Origin of the sequence: Rhizobium sp. BR 314, assembly GCF_047445805.1 — a bacterium.
Classification (GTDB): Bacteria; Pseudomonadota; Alphaproteobacteria; order Rhizobiales; family Rhizobiaceae; genus Rhizobium; species Rhizobium lusitanum_B.
Genome location: NZ_JARWLA010000001.1, coordinates 34313 through 53590, shown reverse-complemented (window position 1 = coordinate 53590; position 19278 = coordinate 34313). Strand labels below are relative to the sequence as shown.

Sequence of the window (19278 nt, the reverse complement as noted above, 5' to 3'; positions counted from 1 at the left end):
TAAACATATTGGTTTATCCCGACAGGCAAATGACCGTGTGTTGGGGGCAAGTTTAATGGCGACAGTGGCATCCGATATCGAAATCGCGCGTGCGGCAAAGAAACTGCCTATCATCGAGATTGGCGCCAAACTCGGCATTCCTGCGAAGGATCTTGCACCCTACGGCTACGACAAGGCAAAGATCGGTGCCGATTTCATTGCCGCTCAGGCCGGCAGGAAAGACGGCAAGCTTATCCTTGTCACGGCCATCAACCCGACGCCGGCAGGCGAGGGGAAGACGACGACGACGGTCGGTCTCGGAGATGGCCTCAACCGCATCGGCAAAAAGGCGGTGGTTTGCGTACGCGAGGCGTCGCTCGGTCCGTGCTTCGGCGTCAAAGGCGGGGCGGCCGGCGGCGGCTATGCGCAGGTCGTGCCGATGGAAGACATCAATCTGCACTTCACCGGCGATTTCCACGCGATCACCTCGGCCCATAACCTGCTCGCCGCGTTGATCGACAACCATATTTATTGGGGCAACGAGCAGAATATTGATATCCGGCGTATCACCTGGCGCCGCGCGATGGATATGAATGATCGGGCTTTGCGCGATATCGTGTCCTCCCTTGGCGGCGTTTCCAATGGCTTCCCTCGCGAAGGCGGTTTCGACATCACCGTCGCTTCCGAGGTCATGGCAATCCTCTGCCTGGCATCCGATCTCAAGGATCTGGAAAAACGGCTCGGCGATATCATCATCGGTTATCGCCGCGATCGCACGCCGGTCCATGCACGCGACTTGAAGGCCGACGGCGCTATGGCCGTGCTCTTGAAGGATGCGATGCAACCGAACCTCGTGCAGACGCTGGAAAACAATCCGGCGCTGGTGCATGGCGGCCCCTTCGCCAATATCGCCCATGGCTGCAATTCGGTCATCGCCACGCGCACGGCGTTGAAGCTTGCCGATTACGTGGTGACGGAAGCCGGCTTCGGTGCGGATCTCGGCGCAGAGAAATTCTTCGACATCAAATGCCGCAAGGCAGGGCTTTCGCCGGATGCGGCCGTCATCGTGGCGACAGTTCGTGCGCTGAAGATGAACGGCGGTGTCAAGAAGGACGATCTCGGCCATGAGAATGTCGAGGCGCTCGTCAAGGGCTGCGCCAATCTCGGCCGGCATGTCGCCAATGTCCGCAAGTTCGGCGTGCCTGTCGTGGTGGCCATCAATCATTTCGTCTCGGATACGGAAGCCGAAATCGAAGCGCTGCAGGATTATGTCGCCCGGCTGGGAGCAGAAGCCATCCTCTGCCGCCATTGGGCCGAAGGTTCGGCCGGGATCGTCGATCTCGCGCATAAGGTCGTCGAACTTGCCGAATCCGGCATGGCGAAGTTTCATCCGCTCTATCCCGACAATCTTTCCCTGCTCGAGAAGATCGAGGCCGTCGCCTCGAGGATCTATCATGCCGGCGAAGTCACCGCCGACAAGGCCGTGCGCGACCAGTTGCGCTCTTGGGAGGACCAGGGATATGGCCATCTACCGGTCTGCATGGCGAAAACCCAATACTCCTTCTCGACCGATCCGAACATTCGCGGCGCGCCGGAAGGCCATATCGTGTCCGTTCGCGAGGTGCGGTTGTCGGCTGGCGCCGGTTTCATCGTCGCCATCACCGGCGAGATTATGACCATGCCCGGCCTTCCCAAATCACCGGCAGCGGAACGGATTTTCCTCAATGATCAGGGCTACATCGAAGGATTGTTTTAAGTTCTGATTCTGATTCAACGTCGCTATCGGCCACCCACCGTATTGACGCTGCGAAAATTGCCGGCAAGATCGACACGATGCATCGATATCGTCGCATGTGACGATGGAGGTCGGCCGTGACCGCAGGCAAGCGAGCCAGTCTGGACAAGATACGCGCTTTCCATGCGAGGATGATGGCGGCTGCCGCAAACTCCAGGGACGAACGGCTGGAGCGCGCTTTCAATGCCGTCAGGCGCGAAGCTTTCATGGGGCCGGGACCGTGGCAGATCGTGGTCAACCGGCACTATCTCGAAACGCCGAATGACGATCCTGCTTTTCTTTACCAGAATGTGCTCGTTGCGCTGGACAAAGCGAAGGGCATCAACAACGGCGAGCCGTTTCTTCATGCCGCCTTCCTGGGCGTGGTCGCCCCGATGCCCGGCGAGACGGTCATTCATGTCGGGACTGGTACTGGATACTATACCGCGCTCCTGTCGACGCTCGTCGCACCGGGCGGCCATGTCCACGCGATCGAAATCGATGAGGCTTTGGCAAGCCGGACACGCGAAAATCTCGCCACCTTCGAGGATGTTTCCGTCCTCTGCGGCGATGCGACTGCGCTCGAACTGCCGACCGCCGATGTGATCTATGTCAATGCCGGTGTCCTGGCGCCGCCGCTCTCGTGGCTTCAGGCACTGCGGCCCGGCGGCCGGATCATCATGCCATGGCAGGCCAATGACAGGATAGGCCTTGCTGTTCTGATCAAACGCACGGACGAGGGATATGCTGCCAGAGCTCTGATGCCCGCTTTTTTCATCCCCTGCATCGGCGCGTCCGATCCGGCCCAATGCAGCATGATCCCCAGCGTCGGCGCCGCCTGGACCATCCGTTCGGTCTGGCTGAGACACGATCGGGAGCCGGATGAGACGGCAGTCGCGATCTACCGGGATGTCTGGTTCTCAAATTCCCATGTCTAAAGCGTTTCCGCTTTTTTTTGAGCCGCGAAAACGCTCTATCTTGCTGTTCTCTTGCGCATTCCGGACGGAAAACCGCTGAGTACTTTTCCTGGAAATGCTCTAATGGCAGTATCGGAAGCCGCCATTCCTTTCGAGCACGTCCAGATGGAAATGGGTCTCRTGGGCAGCGTCGCTTGCAGGATCGAGGACGGTCGTGAAATAGAGGCAAGCTGAGGCGCTTGCCGCGCGTTGGAATGCGCCTGTCAGGGTCGGGTCTTCGCGTCTGGGCTCGATGCCGATGGTGTTGCCGTTCTCGAAGGTAAAGCTTGCGACATCGATGGCGTTGCCGCGAGCATGCTCGGAGATCTTTCCCGTGGATGCATTGTTGCGCAGGCGGCAGATGTAGGTTGATGCCTGGTTGATCGTGACGATCTTGCCATTCTCCAAGGCGGCGGTGGAGGGGATGACGCTTCCATTCATCCATTGCGCCAGCGCCAGCGCGGTTTCGCAACGCATCTTGCCCTCGGGTTTGAGTTCTATCTCAGGCAGCGGCGAGGTGAGGGTGATGGGCTTGTCGATGCCGCAGCCGTTGCCGTCATCGATGCGGGGGATCTCCTTGAAGATCGCACCGATGGCGCTCAGCTCCTTCAGACAGGCCTGGTGCTCCTCGTCCGATTCCAGGGCGATCGTCGGAGACGGGCGAGGCGGCCCCTGAATTTCTCCGGTCGCCGGTGTTGGAGCCGGGATGTCCGGCTTGCCGGCAGGAACTGCTGACTTATCCAAGGGAGTGGGCGGCTTCTCCATCGGGACCGGCGGCGTTTGGGCGGGTTTCCGCTCCGGGATCGGACCGGTTTGCGGGAGGGCTGCGGCCATGAGCCAAACAAGCGCAGATGTGAGTGAAACAATTCTAAACAGCATCAAGTAAAACAGCCAATTCTAATGGTGGTGCTGATAGAACGCCCGAGGTGGCTGTTTCGTTGCAAATCAGCAACTCTTTGCGGCTTCACGTAAACATGATGATTTTATTCATGATTATTGGCAGCGAATATATTGACAATAATAGTCATGTTTTTTATGCGGCAGAAAGAAGGCGGAATATTTCCGTCTCGTTAACACGACTAACCTAGCCAGCCCCTTGCCTGCCTTCGACGCAGCAACCAGCCAGCCCGGTCAAGCAGTTCGAAAGGAATGGTTATGGTTGTTCGGCGCTCACGCTCGGCTCTTTTGGCATGCACAGCGTTTCTGACCCTTGGGTTGACGACAGCATCTCTAGCGCAGACGGCGGTTCAGAATGAAGAGGCGACTGGTGAAGCCGCCAGAGGCGATCGGGTCACGAGCCTGAAGCCGATCGTCGTCAGCGGCAAAAGCAAGGCGAGCAAGGATGTGCTTGCCGATTCCCCGACTGCGAGCGAGACGAGCGCCAAGGAGATTGACGACAAGCAGATCACCCGCATCGAAGATCTCGGCCGAAGCACCGAGGTTGGCATCGGCTTCAATCGCGCCAGCGGCGGCGTCAATATTCGCGGTCTTGGCGATGACCGCGTGCTGACCACGGTTGACGGCATCGAAATTCCTTATCTTCTTGATGCTTCGCGTGGTTCCTCCAACGGTGCCAATGGCGGTGTGAACAGCTTCGATTTCAACGCGCTTTCCAGCGTCGATGTCGTGCGTGGCGCCGATTCCAGCCGTGCGGGTTCAGGCGCGCTCGGTGGAGCCTTCGTTCTGCGGACCCTGGAGCCGGAAGATCTGATCGCACCCGGTTCCACCTGGGGCGGCGTCTTCAAGTTCGGCTACAATGGCGACGATCGCAGCATCGGCGGTGCCGCGGCTGTAGCCAAGCGCATCGACAATACCGCCGTTCTCTTCCAGGGTGGCTACACGCGTGGTCATGAGCTTGAGAACAATGGCGATGTCGGCGGCTATTCGACCAAGCGTACCGAGGCGAATCCGGCCGACTACAATCAGAGAAGCGGCCTGTTTAAGATCCGCCAGTATACCGACATCGGCACCTTCGGCGTCACGGCGGAGCACTACAACAAGGATAAGACCACCGATCTGATGACGCTGCAGAGCTCGACCGGGAACTTCCGGCCCGGCAACTACAATGCGACTGATAATGTCGAGCGCAATCGTGTTTCGCTCGATTACAAGTATGAGGCCGAGAGCGCCGATTCGCTGCTTGATACCGCCAACGCCGTTTTCTATTGGCAGAACCTCCTGCGTGAAGGCGGCGTCGACGGCTATCGCTACACTTCCGTCATCGGCGACTATTGGCGCAGCAACGAGATGAGGGATCGCAGCGTCGGTTTCAGCGGCAACGCCTCCAAGGCGTTCGATACCGGCAGCCTGCATCACAAGGTCACCTTCGGTCTCGATACCGCATTCAACAAGATCCATCAGTATTCGGCGGGCAAGGACGCCTGCGCCAATCCGCGTTGGGCTTTCTCCTGCTCGTTCCTGCACACCAACCAGTCCGACATGCCCGATGTTGATGGCAGGCGCGTTCGGGCCTTCATCGACGACAAGATCGAGTTCGGCTCCAGCGGCTTCTCGCTGACGCCGGGTCTGGGCTTCGAATGGTATGATTACTCGCCGAAGAATACGGCCGCTTATCGCGACAGCGCCAACTATCGCGGTCTGCCCGCAGGTCAGTCGGACAGCCGCATCTCGCCGAAGCTGCGCGCCTCGTACCAGCCGCAGGACAATGTCGAGATCTACGCGCAATGGGCCATGGCCTTCCGCGCGCCGAGCGCCAGCGAGCTTTACGTGAATTACGGCGTGCCTGGCGGCTACGTAAACTACGGCAATCCCAACCTGAAGCCCGAAACCAGCAACGGCGTCGAAATCGGCACCAACCTCGGTGACGACGACTTCGGCGGCCATGTCGGCGCTTTCTACAACAAATACAAGAACTTCATTGACACGTCGAACCGCCGCGACCCGACAGGCACCTATCCGCTCGGCATCACCGAGTATTTCAACCGTGCCAATGTCCGCATGTATGGCGTCGAAGTGAACGCGCACAAGAAGTTCGACAATGGCTTCCACATCAAGGGCGCGCTTGCCTATGTGAACGGCAAGGACTCCGACACCGATCAATGGATCAACTCCGTTGCTCCCGCCAAGGCGGCCTTCACGGTCGGCTACGCCACCGAAGTCTGGGGAACCGACCTGACCTTCATCACTGCGACCAGCGAGCCGAAGAAGACGGGCGACACCCTGCGCACGCCTGGCTACGGCATCTTCGACCTGACGGGTTGGTGGGAGCCGGAACAGGTGAAGGGGCTCAGCATCCGCGGCGGTATCTACAACCTCTTCAACAAGACCTATTACGACGCGCTCAATTCACCGTCATACAGCGGTGCGCAGACGCAGCCTGCATCCTACTATTCCGAGCCCGGCCGGACCTTCAAGCTGACGCTGACGCAAAGGTTCTAAGCCGTCTCATCGACGCAGCAAACTCGGGCGATGCTTCGGCGTCGCCTCTTTTTTTGCCCTTTTGGTGACGTATCGAGGCATTGGCGCAATTGTAAATCGTATCGTTCGATGCTATCTGAAGCACGCAGTCTTCAAACCTATTGAGAGAAAAGAGAGGAGGACCGTATGACAAAGATAGTCTGGCATATTCGCCAGTTCGGCCCGACTCGTGCCCTGCAGACGCGTTTGCAGGGCTGATCAGAGGCTGTAACTCACTCATTTCTTCTGGTCTGCCCTTTTGGGAGACGCAAGCTCGCGCGTTCTTGTGCGGCTTCGTCATGACATGTTTTCGAGCATTGGCCGACATATGGCCAGCCACATCTGCAGCACGGCGAAAGGAGCCGGCGGCGATGCTTCGGGAATGCTCGTGCAAGACCGGATAAGACCATGACTCTGATCAATCTCCGCAATTTTGGCGCCACTCTCGGCGCGCCGCTGTTTGCCAATCTCAATCTCACCGTCGATGCAGGCGATCGTCTCGGTATCGTTGCTGCGAACGGACGCGGGAAAACCACGCTGCTCAACTGCATAGCAGGCAAGCTGGAGCCGACGACCGGCGATATCACGCGGGCACGCGGCCTCCGTGTTGGTTATGTCGAGCAGTATGTGCCTGCCAATCTTCTCGATGTTTCCTTCTATGATGCCGTTCTGCGCGCGCTGCCGAAGGAGCAGATCGCGAGCGAAAGCTGGCGCGTCGATGTCACGCTCGATTCATTGGCGGTGCCCGCAGAGATGCGGGAGAGGACGCTGGCCCAACTCAGCGGCGGCTGGCAAAGGCTCGCCATGCTTGCCCGCGTCTGGGTGACCGAGCCCGACGTGTTGATGCTCGACGAGCCGACCAACCATCTCGATCTCGCCAAGATCGCACTACTGGAGGACTGGCTGAACGCGTTGCCGCGCGATGTGTCGGTGATAATCGCCAGCCACGACCGCGCGTTTCTCGATGCCGTCAGCAACCGTACGCTCTTCCTGCGTCAGGAGCAGTCGCAGGTTTATGCGTTGCCCTATAGCCGGGCGCGGGCGGCGCTGGACGAGGCGGATGCCTCGGAAGAGCGGCGCTATCAGAAGGATATGAAGACGGCACAACAGCTGCGCAAACAGGCGGCCAAGCTCTACAATCTTGGCGTCAATTCCGGTAGCGACCTGCTGACGGTGAAGACGAAGCAGCTGAAGGCGCGCGCCGAACGCCTGGAGGATGCGGCGCGGCCGGGCTATCAGGAGCGTTCGGCGGGTGCCATCAAGCTTGCCAATCGCGGCACGCAGGCGAAGATATTGGTAACGCTCGAGGACGCTTCCGTCGAAACGCCCGATGGGATGCTGTTGTTCAAGACGGGCAGGCGCTGGATTTGCCAGGGGGATCGCATCGTCCTGCTGGGAGCCAACGGTGCCGGCAAGACGCGCCTTGTCGAGATGATCCGCTCTGCCATCGCGGATCAATTCGCTGTTGGGGCCATCAAGGTGACGCCTTCGCTGGTGCTTGGCTACAGCGACCAGTCGCTATCCAATCTCGGCCAGGACGACACGCCGCTCGGCGTGGTTACGCGGCTGTTCGAGCTTGGCGAGCAACGGGCGCGCACTTTGCTTGCCGGTGCCGGCATGAACATCGAGATGCAGGGTCGCCCGGTCGGCAGGCTTTCCGGTGGACAGAAGGCGCGCTTGGCGATGCTGGTGCTGAGGCTCACCAATCCGAACTTCTACCTGTTGGACGAACCCACTAACCATCTGGACATCGATGGTCAGGAGGCGCTGGAGGGCGAGTTGACGGAAAGCGAGGCGAGCTGCCTGCTCGTCTCGCACGATCGCAGTTTCGTGCGCTCGGTCGGCAATCGCTTCTGGCTGATCGACCGGAAGCGGCTGGTCGAAGTCGATAGTCCGGAGGCGTTTTTCGAAGCGGCCAGGACGCGGGACTAGGAATAGGGGATGGGCAGGGACGAAAAATCGTTTCTGCCCATTGCCGAGATTGCGGCTTGCGCATCGCGGCATCTCACGCTAACAATTCCGCCATGAACATGTCCTTGAACAACATTGCAGTTTGGTGGTGGGCACGCTGAGGCGGCCTCGACCAATCGTGTTCAAAGACGACGAGTGAGCCGCCCGAGATTTCGAGGCGGCTTTTTTGTTATATTGGCCGCCTGTCATCCGGGCCTGACAACGGAGTGAGGAACAATGGTAACGATCCTTCGGGATGATGGTGCGGAAATCTACGAGACGAAAGGCGGCATTACCGTCACCCGGCAGCGCCGGCCGACGCCTTATGCGGACGCCGTATCGTCCTACATCGACAAGCTCGACGAGCGCCGCGGCGCCGTCTTCTCCTCCAACTACGAATATCCGGGCCGCTATACGCGTTGGGATACCGCCATCGTCGACCCGCCGCTCGGTCTTTCCTGCAATGGCCGCAATGTTTGGATCGAAGCCTATAATGGGCGGGGCGAGGTCATTCTCGGCTTCATCGCGGAAAAGCTGAAGACGGTTTCCGAAGTCGTCCTCGGCGCTTCGACGCCGCGCCGGCTCGACCTCACCGTCAAGACGCCGGATCGTGTTTTCACCGAGGAAGAGCGCTCGAAGATGCCGACGGTCTTCACCGTGCTACGCGCCGTCACCGAACTCTTCTATTCACAGGCCGATGCAAGCATCGGCTTCTACGGCGCCTTCGGCTACGATCTGGCATTCCAGTTCGACGCGATCAACCTCAAGCTCGAACGCCCCAGCGACCAGCGCGACATGGTGCTCTACCTGCCGGATGAAATTCTGGTGGTCGACAACTATTCCGCCAAGGCCTGGATCGACCGTTATGACTTTGCCAAGGATGGTCAATCGACCGAAGGCAAGTCTGGCGAGATTGCGCCTGAGCCCTTCCACCACACCGACACCATCCCGCCGAAGAGCGACCATCGCCCCGGCGAATATGCCGAGCTGGTGGTCAAGGCGAAGGAGAGCTTCCGCAAGGGCGATCTTTTCGAAGTGGTGCCCGGCCAGAAGTTCATGGAACGCTGCGACAGCAAGCCGTCCGATATTTCCAAGCGCCTGAAGGCGATCAACCCGTCGCCCTATTCCTTCTTCATCAATCTCGGCAACCAGGAATATCTGATCGGCGCATCGCCTGAGATGTTCGTGCGCGTATCCGGCCGCCGCATCGAGACCTGCCCGATCTCGGGCACGATCAAGCGCGGCGACGATCCGATCGCCGATAGCGAGCAGATCCTGAAGCTGCTGAACTCCAAGAAGGACGAGTCGGAACTCACAATGTGCTCGGACGTCGACCGCAACGACAAGAGCCGCGTCTGCGAGCCAGGTTCGGTCAAGGTCATCGGCCGCCGTCAGATCGAGATGTATTCGCGCCTGATCCATACGGTCGACCATATCGAAGGCCGTCTGCGCGACGATATGGACGCTTTCGACGGCTTCCTCAGCCACGCCTGGGCCGTCACCGTCACCGGCGCGCCGAAGCTTTGGGCCATGCGTTTCATCGAGAACCACGAGAAGAGCCCGCGCGCCTGGTATGGCGGCGCGATTGGCATGGTCGGCTTCAACGGCGACATGAACACCGGCCTGACGCTGCGCACCGTCCGCATCAAGGATGGTATTGCCGAGGTGCGGGCTGGCGCGACGCTGCTCAACGACTCGATCCCCGAGGAAGAAGAAGCCGAAACCGAACTGAAGGCCTCCGCCATGCTTTCCGCCATCCGTGATGCCAAGACCGGCAATTCCGGCAAACAGCAACGTGACGTCGCTTCGGTCGGCAAGGGCGTGAAGATCCTGCTCGTCGACCATGAAGACAGCTTCGTCCATACGCTTGCCAACTACTTCCGCCAGACGGGCGCGACGGTCTCGACCGTACGTACGCCGGTGCCGGAAGAAGTTTTCGACCGGCTCGATCCGGATCTGCTCGTGCTGTCGCCAGGCCCCGGCAATCCGAAGGATTTCGATTGCAAGGCAACAATCAAGAAGGCGAGGGCGCGCAACCTGCCGATCTTCGGCGTCTGCCTGGGCTTGCAGGCGATCGCCGAGGCCTATGGCGGCGAGCTGCGCCATCTGGCGATCCCGATGCATGGCAAGCCCTCGCGCATCCGCGTGCTGGAGCCAGGTCTTGTCTTCTCCGGACTCGGCCGCGAAGTGACGGTTGGCCGCTATCATTCGATCTTTGCCGATCCCTCGAGCCTACCGCCGGAGTTCACCATCACTGCCGAAAGCGAGGATGGTACGATCATGGGTATCGAGCATGTGAAGGAGCCGATCGCGGCCGTACAGTTCCACCCGGAATCAATCATGACGCTCGGCGGCGACGCCGGTATGCGGATGATCGAGAATGTTGTCGCCCATTTGGCGCGGCGGGCGAAAACGAAAGCGGCCTGAGCCGAGAGCTCATAGCCATGAAAGTTGATACCCCCATGCACTCGGAAAAAGTGCAATGGGGGTATTTTTCTGCCTTGAAACAGCCAATAAACCACTAAAGAGATTGATTGTTGGCGGGGGCTCTCGGTCAGTGATTTCAAGGATATTCAGGGGCGTTTTTTTCGCCGTATTTGCCCTCGCGCTTCTCGTCGGCCTCGGCATTGTCGTGCCTCGCCCGCTCTGGCATGCCGCACCGGTTGGAAAAGCCGAGCGCTCGCAACAAGTCCTCATGCTCAGCAACCCTATCCATACGGATATTGCCATTCCCGTCGATGGCGATCTTCTCGCCCGTTTCGCCTTCCTGCGAACGTCCGGGCTCGATCTCGACAATCCGAACCTGCGTTATATCGTCTTCGGCTGGGGCGGCCGGAGTTTCTACATCGAGACGCGAACATGGGCCGATCTGAAGGCTGGTCCCGTGTTGAAGAGCTTTGCTCTGGATCGTTCGGTCATGCATGTGGAGCTGGCGGGCGCTATCCCCCCGAGTGCGCCAGGTGTGGAGACGATCAGCCTCGATGCCGAGGGGCTGGAGCGGCTCAAGCAGTTCGTTCTTGGCAGCTTCGAGCAAACGAACGGCCAGCCGAGTGCGTTGATCGGCAGCAATTATGGTGAGAACGATGCGTTCTTCGAGGCACGGGGATATTTCAACGCGTTCATGGGATGCAATACCTGGACTGCGGCCGCGCTGAGGCAGGCAGGATTGACCTCCGGTCTCTGGACGTCATTGCCTTTCCTGCTGCACTGGTCGCTCGAGCTGCATAACGAGGATGAGCGTTTCGCTGCAAGCCACGCTTTGCCTTAGCTTTGTTTGACTTATGGCTGGCCGCAAATTACGCTTTGAGCGTTCCCGTGGGGCACATCGGCATTGGGCCGAAAGGGCTAGGCCCGCCCGCTGATATCACTCAGCAGGAGTCCGTCCATGCCCACCCTTGATACCTATCGCAAGCAAGCCAAGTTGCTGATGCGCTGGCACCGTGATCGTGACTATTCCATCGGTGGAAGAGTTCGCGTGCTCGACCGCTTCAAGGCGTCCACGGATCGCGAGATCCTGGCGATGAAATTCCCTCTGGCGCTGGCGCAAGAGATCGTTGCGGTTGAGGCCGGCCACAGGAACTGGGCCGAGTTGAAGGCCGCGGCGGTGGATGCGCCGAAGACGCCCGCCGCTTTACCCGAGCCGCCGGTTTTCAAGAGCGTTATACCGATCCTTTTCGTGCGGGATGTGGCTGCGAGTGCGGCCTTCTTTAGAGAGAAGCTCAGCTTTGCAGTGGAATTCCTGCATGGGTCGCCGCCATTTTATGGAGCGGTGTCACGCGATGGAATCTGGATCCACTTGCGGCTCGTTTACGAGCCGTATTTTGCAGCGGCGGCGGCCAAGGAAAAATCGCTTATTCTCGCCTCTGTCGAGGTTTCGAATGTCCAGGGATTGTTCGAGGAGTTCAAGGTGAAGGATGTCGAGTTCGCTCAACCGCTCGCCAAACAGGCCTGGGGCGGGACGGACTTTCATGTACGCGACCCCGATGGCAATGTGATCTCTTTTGTTACGTTCAGATCGTAACGCTCTGATCTGTCGAGGGTTGCGGCAGGCGGGCTGCTCTCACTTATCATCGCAATTCTGCCAGCCTTCCTCGAAGACAAGCTTGTCGAGCGGCAATCGCTCGCGCCATCCCTTCACCGCAAGCTCCGGCATGTCGTAGAGTTCGTCGACATAGCCGACGCAGAGCCAGGCGACGATCTTCACGTGGCCTGGAATGCCGAGGATCTCCTTAATGGCGTCTTCATGGAAGATGCTGACCCAGCCGACGCCGACACCTTCGGCGCGGGCGGCGAGCCAGAGATTTTGCACGGCGCATACGGTCGAATAGACATCCGTATCCGGATTGTGCGTGCGGCCGAGCACGACCGGGCCGCCGCGCTTGGTATCGCAGGTGATGCAGATGCTGAGCGGCGCCTTGCGGATGCCCTCCAGCTTCAGCCGCTGATATTGCGCGCGACGGTCGCCTTCGAACATCGCGCAAGCTTCTTCATTGGCCTGATGAAACGCCTGCCAAACGCGTTCGCGCGTCTGCGATTGGTGGACGAGGATGAAATTCCATGGTTGCATGAACCCGACGGATGGAGCGGAATGGGCCGCCTCGAGCAAGCGTCTGACGAGATCGTCGGGCAGGGGATCGGGCCGGAACTGATCGCGCACGTCGCGGCGCGTCTCTATGGCGCGATAGACGGCGTTGCGTTCTTCTTCGGCAAAGGCGCCGGCTGCGACTAGATGATCTGCTGTTTGGGCGGGCGCCTTGGCTGGTGAAGATGGAGAGGTGCCGGCGAGATTCTCAAAGACGGGCATGTTCAACCATTGTTTCTTGGTTTGTTATGGTACGGTGGTCATTACTGTCCGTTCTCGCATATCGGGCTGAGGCGCAGCTGAGTGTCGGATTGCAAACGGCATTTGGACTGCGGCTTTTGTTGGGCCGGCACGTAGAGGCGGCCCAAAGTGCGTCGCGATCTCTCAGATACGCGTTCCTCGGTTTAGGTTTTCGATTTCGTGCATGTCCTTGTCGCAAAACCGCTGCGCACTTTCACGCGACATGCTTTAGTCGCCTTGAAGGTGCCACAAGGGCGATCCATGTGGGGGCCGAATAAATATTCATGTGGAGCCGGAGGGCAGGGAAGCCCGTGGAATCCGCGTCGAATGATCAAGGAGACCTGAGATGCCAACAACCGATGTGTCCGGCCTGTCGATGCTCGGCAGCCAGACGGAAACGGCTGCCAACCCCGAATCCGCCGCTCTGGAAAAGGTGCCGTCCGGCCATGCCGGCACGGACTATGTCGTGCGCTTCACCGCACCGGAGTTCACCTCGCTGTGTCCGATGACGGGACAGCCGGATTTCGCTCATATCGTCATCGACTATGTGCCGAACGAATGGCTGGTGGAATCGAAGTCACTGAAACTCTTCCTGCACTCCTTCCGCAATCACGGCGCATTTCACGAGGATTGCTCGATCTATATCGCCAAGCGGCTCGTGGAGCTGCTGGAGCCGAAATGGCTGCGGATCGGTGCCTACTGGTATCCGCGCGGCGGCATTCCGATCGACGTCTTCTGGCAGACCGGCACACCGCCGGAGGGTGTCTGGCTTCCGGATCAGGGCGTTCAACCCTATCGCGGCCGAGGTTGAATGAAAAAGCCGCCATCCGGGGATGGCGGCTTTTTTTGGGCTGATACCGGCTTCGGCTCAGGCAAACGAGCTGTCGTCGTCGCTGTTGTCGAACGAATCGTCATCGGCGTCGTCCAGAGCGTCCTGAGCAGCATCCTGGGCGTAATCGGCGGCGCTCTGATCATTCTGATCGCTATTACCGTCATTGCCGAAATAGTTGTTGTTGATGATGGTTTCCTGCACCGGCTGCTCGGCTGCGTTTGCTGTCGTGGCTCCGAAGAGGCCGCTGCCGGCGTTGCCGCCGAAGAGACCGCCGCCTGTGCCGCCGGTATGGGGGCTGAAGAGGCTAGAGAGCGATTCCGCCAGCATTACGCCGCCGGCGACACCGGCTGCCGTGCCAAGTGCACCGCGCAGGAAACTGCCGCCCGCTGAAGGTGCTGCTGCCTGTTGGGTCCAGGGGCCGGATGGCTGCGGTTGTGGCTGGCCACCCCATGGGCCGGGCTGCTGTTGCTGCGGCGCATTGCGGGCATAATCGTCATAGGAGCGACCTTGCTGCTGCGGGCTTGCGGCCTGCGGCGCGGGTGCACGCTGCTGTTGCTGACCGCCACCGAAGAGCGAGCCGATGCCACCGAGGAAACCACCGCTCTGGCCTTGCGATTGATTGGCGGTAGCGCCCTGCTGCTCGAGTTCATGCACGCGCGCCTCAAGCTGCTGGATGCGATCGGCCGCGGCCTTCATGCCCTGTTCCTGCATGATGACAGCTTGTGCCAGCAAATAAGGTGCATAGGGCTGGTCGCGGACCGACTGGTTGATGAAAGCTTCCGCATCGGCATCACGCTGGGCACTTCCGGCCGAGCGAACGCGATCGAAGAGAGAGGCGAGCAATTGACGTTCTTCAGGCGACATGATGGCCTCCTTGGCGATCTGTTGCTGTAAATTTCGGCGCGCGATTCTTCTCGCGCTGACCTGACGTAGGATCCAATCTCGGCTTTTCAAAGCCGTTCAAGTTACATTTCGGTAATTCGTAATCGTAACACCATGTTGTCAGTCGCTATTCCCGCCTTGTCTTTTTCCAGCATTGTTTTACGCATTGAGTCGCACTATGTGCGGTGAACGACGCATCATGCTGGAGAGTTGAATGAACGACGAAGACGAACAGGAAGACAAGAAGACCGAGCAGCCTTTGGGCAAGGACGCGGAGGCGAATCTTTTCAAGTCGCGTTCGATCTTCATCTATGGCGGCATCACGCAGGAACTGGCGCAGAAGGTCTGCTCGCAGCTCGTGGCGCTTTCCGCCGCCAGCGATGACGATATCCGCATCTATGTGAATTCGCCCGGCGGCCACGTCGAATCTGGCGATTCCATTCACGACATGATCAAGTTCATCAAGCCGAAGGTTTGGGTGATCGGCACGGGTTGGGTCGCTTCCGCCGGTGCGCTGATCTACGTCGCCGCTCCAAAGGAGCGCCGCCTTTGCCTGCCGAATACGCGCTTCCTGTTGCACCAACCGTCTGGCGGCACGCGCGGCATGGCATCCGATATCGAGATCCAGGCACGCGAAATCATCAAGATGAACGAGCGCCTAAACAAGATCTTCTCGGAAGCCACCGGTCAGCCGGTCGAGCGCATCGCCAAGGATACGGATCGTGATTACTGGCTCTCCGCCGAGGAAGCCAAGGCTTACGGTCTGGTCTCGCGCATCGTTACCTCGCAGGCAGACATCTGATCTAGCGGATTTTGCTTACACATAGCGCCCTCGTTTTGCCGGAAGGCAGGCGGGGGCGCTTTCGTTTGATGGAGATGGTCGTTTCGGCTGAGAAAGGGTACTGGCGGCGGGAGAACCCCGCCGCCAGCCTTCGCCACTTGAGAGGGTGCAACGTTTCCAGAGGTGGCGAACCGTTTGCCGTTGCCGGTTCGATCCGGCTGGCTGACATCCGCTCGAGATATCAGGTGTCCACGGAGCGGTATGAAGCATGAGTCTCCGTTCCTGCTTCGCCCTGATCTCGATTGCGGGTGACGATGCCGGCGCAAAAAGGTGCGGCGCAGAACAAGAGGGCGAGCATCCAGAAAGCACCGGGCAGGCCGACATGATCCGCGACGAAGCCGACGCTAGCGGGTCCGATCAGCACGCCGGCATAACCGGTCATGGTGATCGCGGCGATGGCCAATCCCGCCGGCATCACTGTCTGTGTTCCTCCCTTGCGGAAGAGTACCGGCACGATGTTGGAAGCGCCGAAGCCGATCAAGAGGAAGCCGCTCATGGCAAGGATCGCGATAGGGCTGAGCAACAGCACGACAAAGCCGATCACGGCGACAAGCCCGCCCCATAGCATCATTGCCTTGTCACCGAGCTTTGCCGTGATCCGGTCTCCGCCGAGACGTCCTATGGTCATGGCGATTGCGAACAGCATGTAGCCGAGGCCGCCGTGGCTCGCATCGACCAGGCCCTGGGTGGTGAGGAGCAGCGCACTCCAATCGAGAATGGCGCCTTCGACAAGGAAGGTGATGGCGGCGAGGATGGCAAGCAGCAGGACGAAGCTGCGAGGAATCGCAAAGAGTGGTGCATCCTCGGACTGAACCGTCTTCAGCAGTCTGGGCCGAGCTACGACAATGGCGATTATCATCAGAACAGCACATAGCACTGTTGCGACGAAGGGGCCGACGCCGACGGATAGCAGCAGCGTGACCAGCAAGGAGCCGATAAAGCCGCCAATGCTGAAAAGCGCGTGAAAGCCGGACATTAGCGGTTGGTCCGAACTCTTCTCGACTTCGACGGCGTGAATATTCATGGCGACGTCGAGCGATCCCAGAAAGGCACCGAAGGCGGCCAGGGCAATGCCGAGCGTAAACGGCGTGCTGGCTATGGTCAGGAGCGGCAGCGTGAGCGCCAGCCCCAGTCCGCCGACAATGATGATCGGCTTGCTACCATAGCGCGCGCTTAACACGCCCGTGGCAAGCATAGCAGCGACTGAGCCGAGACCCAGGCAAAGCAAGAGCATGCCGAGCACGCCGTCGTCGACCCCGAGCCGAGCCTTGGCGAAGGGTACGAGAGGAGCCCAGCAGGCGAGACTGAAGCCTCCCACCAGGAAGGCCAGTCTTGTTGCCAGCCGGGTTTCCGGCCGGTTCGTTGATTGCGTGGTCATTGCTTGTCCTTCGAAATCAGGAGGATGACGTCACGTCTCGCGGCTTCACGAGCGAGAAACCGGCGTCCATCGCCGCCCTCTCGTCATCGTCAGGCAGGTCGTCCTCGACAATAAGCCAATCAATATTGGCAACGCCGCCGATGCGGTGCGGCGCGCGTTCGTGGAATTTTTCAGATGTGATCAGTCCGATCCGTGACGCACTTCTTTCCAGCAGCATCCGCTTGAAGATCGCGTCCGCATGTTCGTACACGCTGATGCCGGTTCTTGCCGAAATCGCGCAGACACCGAGGAAGCAGCGGTCGATGTTCAGAGCGGCGATTGCGGCAACGGCCGAGGCGTCGACGCATCCGCCCACGACAGGATTGACCGCACCACCGATAACAACGAGGGGGATATCGCCACGCTTCATGATGGCGCTGGCGATCTCGACGGAATTGGTAGCAATCGTCATGTCGAGGTTCTTCGGCAGCAGCTCCACCATTTCAAGGTTGGTGCTGCTACTATCGAGGAATACGAACTCCCCGCGCTCGATCATCGTCACAGCCGCCTGCGCCAATATCCTCTTTCGAGCGGATTCCTTGCCGATCCGGGCTGAGATGGGTTGGGAGGGCGTGAAAAGTGGAAGTGCGCCGCCATAGACACGCCGGCATTTTCCCTCTGCCGCAAGGGCTCGCAGATCCCTGCGCACGGCGTCCTCGGAGACATCGAACTCGGCTGCGAGCGAGGTGGCGACCACCTGCCGTCCCTCGGCAAGGCGGGCCGCTATGATGTCGCGTCGGGACAGCGGAAGTGAAGTGCTCATGAATTTGCAATATCGTGCATGAACAAGAGAGTCAATATGCATGGTTATGCACGATTGGTGCCGACCTCGAAACATGCGGCGATCGATATGACGATTGGCACTGCCATTTTGTCGCGAAACTGCACTTGCACGCCCGACGCGCGTAATGCTCCATGCGATTTCAATCATCTATCGTCCGAGTCTCCGCTGTCATGCTCAAAGATTTCTCCGTTCAAAGCCTGTTCATGGGCTGCCTCACGGCTTTCGTCGGTTTCGCCAGCTCCTTTGCCGTCGTTCTTCATGGCCTTCAGGTTGTCGGTGCCACGGACGCACAGGCGGCCTCGGGCCTGATGGCGCTCTCGGTCGCAATGGGTCTTTGCGCTATCGTGCTCAGCATAGCCACCAGACTGCCGATCAGTATCGCGTGGTCCACGCCTGGTGCTGCCTTGCTGGCAAGTGGTGGGGCGATCGAGGGCGGATTTTCGGCGGCGGTCGGGGCCTTCCTCATCTGCGGAATATTGATTGTCGTTGCCGGGCTCTTTCGCCCGTTTGGCCGCGCGGTGGCCTCGATCCCGGCACCGCTTGCCAACGCCATGCTTGCCGGCGTGTTGATTGGCCTGTGCTTTGCACCGGTGAAGGCGATCGCTTTCAATCCTGCCTTCGGCCTGCCGATCATCCTGGCCTGGATCGTCGTCGGCTCGTTCAAGAGGCTTTGGGCGGTGCCGGCGGCCCTTGCCGCCTTTGCGCTGGTGCTGGCCTTCGGCGTGAAGATACCGGACGGCGCACTTGGTTCGATCGAGCACTCGTTGCTGCCGACAGTGGAGTTCGTAAAGCCGGTGTTTACTCTGGCCGGCATTGTTTCCATTGCACTGCCGCTGTTCATCGTGACGATGGCGTCGCAGAACATACCGGGCATCGTCGTGCTCAAGGTGCATCACTACGATCCGAATCCGGGTCCGCTGTTTGCCGTAACAGGCGTCTTCTCGCTTCTCGCCGTTCCCTTAGGCGGCCACGCCGTCAATCTCGCTGCCATCACCGCCGCGATGTGCGCCGGGCAGGATGCTCATGCTGATCCGAAGCGGCGCTATTGGGCGGCGATCATTGCTGGTTTAGGCTATGTCATCCTCGGATTGCTCGCGAGCGCAGTGACGGCTTTCGTTGCGCTTGCGCCACGGATTCTGATCGAGGCCGTTGCTGGCCTGGCACTCGTCGGTGCGTTGTCGAATTCGGCGCTCAATGCCTTCCAGCAGCCGGATTCGCGGGAGGCTGCGGCCATTACTTTTCTTGTAACGGCATCGGGTGTTTCCTTCGGCGGAATCTCCGGCGCCTTCTGGGGCCTAGTTGCGGGCGGCCTGATGATGGCGCTGTCGCGCGGCGTGCAGATGCTGAAGAAGTGAGCAGGGGGTTGCGTCTTTCTCATCCGGCGGCTATAAGCGCGGCCATGAAGTTGACTGGCGCAAAGATTTCCGAGCATATTGCACGTGGGCGAGTAGCCTTGCGCGACAATACGCGCGCCCTCACTTCGCTTCTCCTTCTCGGCCTTACGCGCGGTTGCCGGGTCCTTTGAGGAGCGCCCGGCGGCCGAAAAGCCCGCTGGCCATCGCTCCTCGCGACTTACCCTAAAATCGACAGCATACCCGCAAAGGGTCCGTATTTGTCATCGCCA

At 59.7% G+C, this 19278-nt stretch carries 15 protein-coding genes; 10 read left to right on the top strand and 5 right to left on the bottom strand.

Going from position 1 to position 19278, the window contains the following annotated elements; translation table 11 throughout:
- Window positions 1-55 precede the first annotated feature (55 nt).
- Window positions 56-1735, top strand: a complete 1680-nt coding sequence (locus tag QD461_RS00240; protein WP_414085954.1) for a formate--tetrahydrofolate ligase — start codon at window positions 56-58, stop codon at window positions 1733-1735.
- Between the two features lie 116 nt (window positions 1736-1851).
- Window positions 1852-2691: a protein-L-isoaspartate O-methyltransferase family protein gene (locus QD461_RS00235; RefSeq protein ID WP_414085953.1), complete on the top strand. Its 840-nt coding sequence runs from the start codon at window positions 1852-1854 to the stop codon at window positions 2689-2691.
- Window positions 2692-2790: 99 nt separating this feature from the next.
- Here QD461_RS00235 and QD461_RS00230 read toward each other — a convergent pair whose 3' ends face one another.
- A complete protein-coding gene (locus tag QD461_RS00230) occupies window positions 2791-3588 on the bottom strand; it encodes an extensin family protein (protein WP_414085952.1) in 798 nt (265 codons plus the stop codon).
- A 276-nt stretch (window positions 3589-3864) separates the two neighbouring features.
- Here QD461_RS00230 and QD461_RS00225 point away from each other — a divergent pair, with 276 nt between their 5' ends.
- From QD461_RS00225 to QD461_RS00205, 5 genes are all read left to right on the top strand, one after another.
- Window positions 3865-6108 (top strand): TonB-dependent hemoglobin/transferrin/lactoferrin family receptor, encoded by a 2244-nt coding sequence (locus QD461_RS00225; RefSeq protein WP_414086323.1) that lies wholly within the window; start codon window positions 3865-3867, stop codon window positions 6106-6108.
- 426 nt (window positions 6109-6534) lie between these two features.
- A complete protein-coding gene (locus tag QD461_RS00220) occupies window positions 6535-8058 on the top strand; it encodes an ABC-F family ATP-binding cassette domain-containing protein (protein ID WP_414085951.1) in 1524 nt (507 codons plus the stop codon).
- Between the two features lie 255 nt (window positions 8059-8313).
- Window positions 8314-10503: an anthranilate synthase gene (locus tag QD461_RS00215; protein ID WP_414085950.1), complete on the top strand. Its 2190-nt coding sequence runs from the start codon at window positions 8314-8316 to the stop codon at window positions 10501-10503.
- A gap of 130 nt (window positions 10504-10633) precedes the next feature.
- Window positions 10634-11344 (top strand): TIGR02117 family protein, encoded by a 711-nt coding sequence (locus QD461_RS00210; protein WP_414085949.1) that lies wholly within the window; start codon window positions 10634-10636, stop codon window positions 11342-11344.
- A 117-nt stretch (window positions 11345-11461) separates the two neighbouring features.
- Window positions 11462-12097 carry a glyoxalase superfamily protein gene (locus tag QD461_RS00205; RefSeq protein WP_414085948.1) on the top strand — a complete coding sequence of 212 codons (636 nt, stop codon included), beginning with the start codon at window positions 11462-11464 and terminating at the stop codon, window positions 12095-12097.
- A gap of 39 nt (window positions 12098-12136) precedes the next feature.
- On the opposite strand, the gene bluB is transcribed toward QD461_RS00205, so the two are convergent.
- Entirely contained in the window at window positions 12137-12880 is a 744-nt protein-coding gene (gene bluB / locus QD461_RS00200) for a 5,6-dimethylbenzimidazole synthase (protein WP_414086322.1), read from the bottom strand.
- A 364-nt stretch (window positions 12881-13244) separates the two neighbouring features.
- Here bluB and queF point away from each other — a divergent pair, with 364 nt between their 5' ends.
- Entirely contained in the window at window positions 13245-13709 is a 465-nt protein-coding gene (queF, locus tag QD461_RS00195) for a preQ(1) synthase (protein WP_414085947.1), read from the top strand.
- Between the two features lie 57 nt (window positions 13710-13766).
- Here queF and QD461_RS00190 read toward each other — a convergent pair whose 3' ends face one another.
- Window positions 13767-14594 carry a DUF2076 domain-containing protein gene (locus QD461_RS00190; RefSeq protein WP_414085946.1) on the bottom strand — a complete coding sequence of 276 codons (828 nt, stop codon included), beginning with the start codon at window positions 14592-14594 and terminating at the stop codon, window positions 13767-13769.
- A gap of 232 nt (window positions 14595-14826) precedes the next feature.
- On the opposite strand from QD461_RS00190, the gene QD461_RS00185 reads away from it, so the two are divergent.
- Window positions 14827-15414, top strand: a complete 588-nt coding sequence (locus QD461_RS00185) for an ATP-dependent Clp protease proteolytic subunit (protein WP_184703097.1) — start codon at window positions 14827-14829, stop codon at window positions 15412-15414.
- A gap of 220 nt (window positions 15415-15634) precedes the next feature.
- Here QD461_RS00185 and QD461_RS00180 read toward each other — a convergent pair whose 3' ends face one another.
- Window positions 15635-16831 carry an MFS transporter gene (locus tag QD461_RS00180; protein WP_414085945.1) on the bottom strand — a complete coding sequence of 399 codons (1197 nt, stop codon included), beginning with the start codon at window positions 16829-16831 and terminating at the stop codon, window positions 15635-15637.
- Window positions 16832-16847: 16 nt separating this feature from the next.
- Window positions 16848-17633, bottom strand: coding sequence for a DeoR/GlpR family DNA-binding transcription regulator (locus QD461_RS00175; protein WP_414085944.1), 786 nt, complete (start codon window positions 17631-17633; stop codon window positions 16848-16850).
- Window positions 17634-17824: 191 nt separating this feature from the next.
- Between QD461_RS00175 and QD461_RS00170 the strand changes: the two genes are divergently transcribed.
- On the top strand, window positions 17825-19009 hold the full coding sequence (locus QD461_RS00170) for a benzoate/H(+) symporter BenE family transporter (protein WP_414085943.1): 1185 nt from the start codon (window positions 17825-17827) through the stop codon (window positions 19007-19009).
- Window positions 19010-19278: the final 269 nt, after the last annotated feature.